This is a genomic window from Pseudooctadecabacter sp., from assembly GCF_020627745.1.
GTDB lineage: Bacteria > Pseudomonadota > Alphaproteobacteria > Rhodobacterales > Rhodobacteraceae > Octadecabacter.
On record NZ_JAHDGE010000028.1, the window covers coordinates 39385 to 42179 of the forward strand.

General features: G+C 58.4%; 3 protein-coding genes. 2 read left to right on the forward strand and 1 reads right to left on the reverse strand.

The annotated features are described in order from the left end of the window. Positions 1-95: 95 nt before the first annotated feature. Positions 96-1454, reverse strand: a complete 1359-nt coding sequence (locus QZ653_RS11235) for a GGDEF domain-containing protein (protein ID WP_296420174.1) — start codon at positions 1452-1454, stop codon at positions 96-98. Positions 1455-1649: 195 nt separating this feature from the next. On the opposite strand from QZ653_RS11235, the gene QZ653_RS11240 reads away from it, so the two are divergent. Continuing rightward, the gene (locus QZ653_RS11240; protein ID WP_296420175.1) at positions 1650-2183 is read left to right on the forward strand and encodes a NuoB/complex I 20 kDa subunit family protein; all 534 of its coding nucleotides are present in this window, start codon (positions 1650-1652) and stop codon (positions 2181-2183) included. 4 nt (positions 2184-2187) lie between these two features. Further along, on the forward strand, positions 2188-2795 hold a 608-nt coding region (locus QZ653_RS11245), incomplete at its 3' end, for an NADH-quinone oxidoreductase subunit C (RefSeq protein ID WP_296420176.1).

Sequence of the window (2795 nt, forward strand, 5' to 3'; positions counted from 1 at the left end):
GGTTCGGCCTAGCCGACAAAAGGTCCGGTGGACCTTTTGAGAAGATCACGGGCGGCGCCCTGAGGTTCGGTGCTTTGGGTGGAATAATCACCCGACTATGCGACGGCGCCTTCAACGTCTTCACGAAATTCTTTCGCAGTTTTGGCCGCGTACATTGATGCATCCGCGGCCATCATCAACTGTCTCAAATCCCCCGCATCACTGGCCAGGGCAAATCCCATGGATGCCTCCAGCGTCAGGACGTGATCGTCCACCTTGATCGGGGAAAGGTTGGCCTGTTCCATGCGCAGCATGACCTTTTTCACCACCCGTTCGGGATCGGGGTCAATCACCACAGCCGCAAATTCATCGCCCCCCAGCCGCGCAACAAGATCGCGGGCCCGGGCGCTGGATTGCAGTCGCTGCGCCACAGTTTGCAGGGCGACATCACCCACATGATGCCCGTAGCTGTCGTTGATGGGCTTGAATTTATCCATATCGAAAATCACGACCCCCAGATGACCCGCCCGCATGGCTTTGGCAATTTCAGGGGATTCCATCGCCTCGTCAAAACCTGTCCGGTTAAGAAGCCCTGTCAGGCCATCGGTGCGTGCGTCTTCGCTTTCCTGCAGGAACGCGCGTGCCAAACGACTGACGATGTGGCTGACGTAAAAGTGGCCCAGAGTGATGACAACCAGCAGACCTGCAATAAATCGCGTCGACCGGCTGAGTACTTGTTGGCCGACTGCAGGCGGGGTCCAGCACAGGTAGGCAAAGGCATCGCGTCCAAACAGCGGCAGGGCAAGTTCGCTGCCATGGTCCGTAGATGCAAAGGCAACCTCGATATTCCGGGCCAGCTGGCCCTGATTGATCCCTTCAAGATTGGCGTCATTCAGAATCAGGATGTTCGTGACCACCGGCAGGTCGGCGGCTGAGAACGCGGACCGGTTCTGGGGGCTCATCCGGGTGGCGGCCACGAAAGCAAGTTCCCCGTCAATGTCGGTAAACCCGTTGGCGACAAATCCGGTTTGCAGCGGCGCGTCGTGGACCGCAGTGATGAACGGGGCAAGCGCCGCATAGACGTTTGTGCGGGTTTCGCCCGAAAGGGGCGTCTTTTCATAAACGTAGAGAACCTTGTCGCTGCGGCTGAAAATATAGCTCAGGTCAACGGTGCCCGTGCCGGTGGCGGAGGATCCGACATCGCCGTAGATCGCCTGACCATTCGGGGCCAGTATCCAGCTGTCGCCTGCCCCCCAACGGGCCTCATCCTGCGTGACGGTGTAGATCGTCGACGTCTGTTCGCGCAAAGAAAGTTCGATCAGTTCGGCGGCATATTCCTGCGCCAGTTCGTCCATGATGTCGGTCATCCAGATGACCATGATCACGATAACCGCCATCACGCCGAACATCATCGCCGCAAGGCTCATCCGGATGCGGTTCGGAATGTCTTCGATTGCGGTTTTGTGCTGATTCACAGGGCGGGGTCCAAGACTGTTCAAGACCTGCCTTACGCCCATCGACCTACAAATCCGTTAACAGACCATATTTCTGCCAGCCGCGACCATCTGGACACCCCCGCAACCTTGACCTTACCGGCCCCACGGCATACCCATCACCCCAGCTAGGGACCGTGCGCCGATCACGCACATATCAAACGGAGCAGCCGACACATGGGCATCGCAACCGGGGCGAATATCGCCGAGGCCGACAAAGATTTTGCAACGCAGGAATTGAACCGTGAGTTGACGGACAAGGGTTTCCTTGTGACCTCCTCTGCGGACCTGATCAACTGGGCGCGCACAGGGTCCTTGCACTGGATGACCTTCGGGTTGGCCTGCTGCGCGGTTGAGATGATGCACACCTCCATGCCGCGCTATGACGCCGAACGGTTCGGCATCGCGCCGCGCGCCTCCCCTCGACAGTCGGACGTGATGATTGTGGCAGGCACCCTGACCAACAAAATGGCACCCGCGCTGCGCAAGGTCTATGACCAGATGCCAGAGCCGCGCTATGTGATTTCCATGGGGTCGTGCGCCAACGGTGGTGGCTATTATCACTATTCCTACAGTGTGGTGCGCGGCTGTGACCGCATTGTGCCCGTGGACATCTATGTGCCCGGTTGCCCACCCACGGCTGAGGCGCTGCTGTATGGCATCCTGCAACTGCAACGCAAAATGCGCCGCACCGGCACAATCGTGAGGTAACGAGATGTCTGACGAACTGAACCAACTGGGCCAGCATATTGAGCTTAAACGCCCTGACTGTGTGTTGTCCTGGGACGTCACGGGGGGGGAGCTGACGGTCGATGTGGCACCTGCGAACCTTGCGGGGTTTGTGGAGTTTTTGAAGACCGACAGCAGCTGCAAATTCTCGTCCTTGGTGGATATCACGGCGGTGGATTACCCCGGCCGCGCCCAGCGGTTCGACGTGGTTTACCACTTCCTGTCGATGTACCAAAACCACCGCATCCGCCTGCGCGTCAAAACCCGCGAGGATGAAATGGTACAGTCGATCATGGATGTGCACCCGTCGGCCAACTGGTTTGAACGCGAAGTGTTCGACATGTTCGGGATCATCTTCAAAGGTCACCCCGACCTGCGCCGCATCCTCACCGATTACGGCTTCCGCGGCTATCCGCTGCGCAAGGATTTCCCGACGACGGGTTATACCGAGGTCCGTTATGACGAAGTACAAAAGCGCGTCGTCTATGAACCCGTGTCCCTGACGCAAGAATACCGACAGTTCGATTTCATGTCCCCGTGGGAGGGTGCGGAATACATCCTGCCCGGAGATGAGAAAACGAAGGAGGAGGCGAA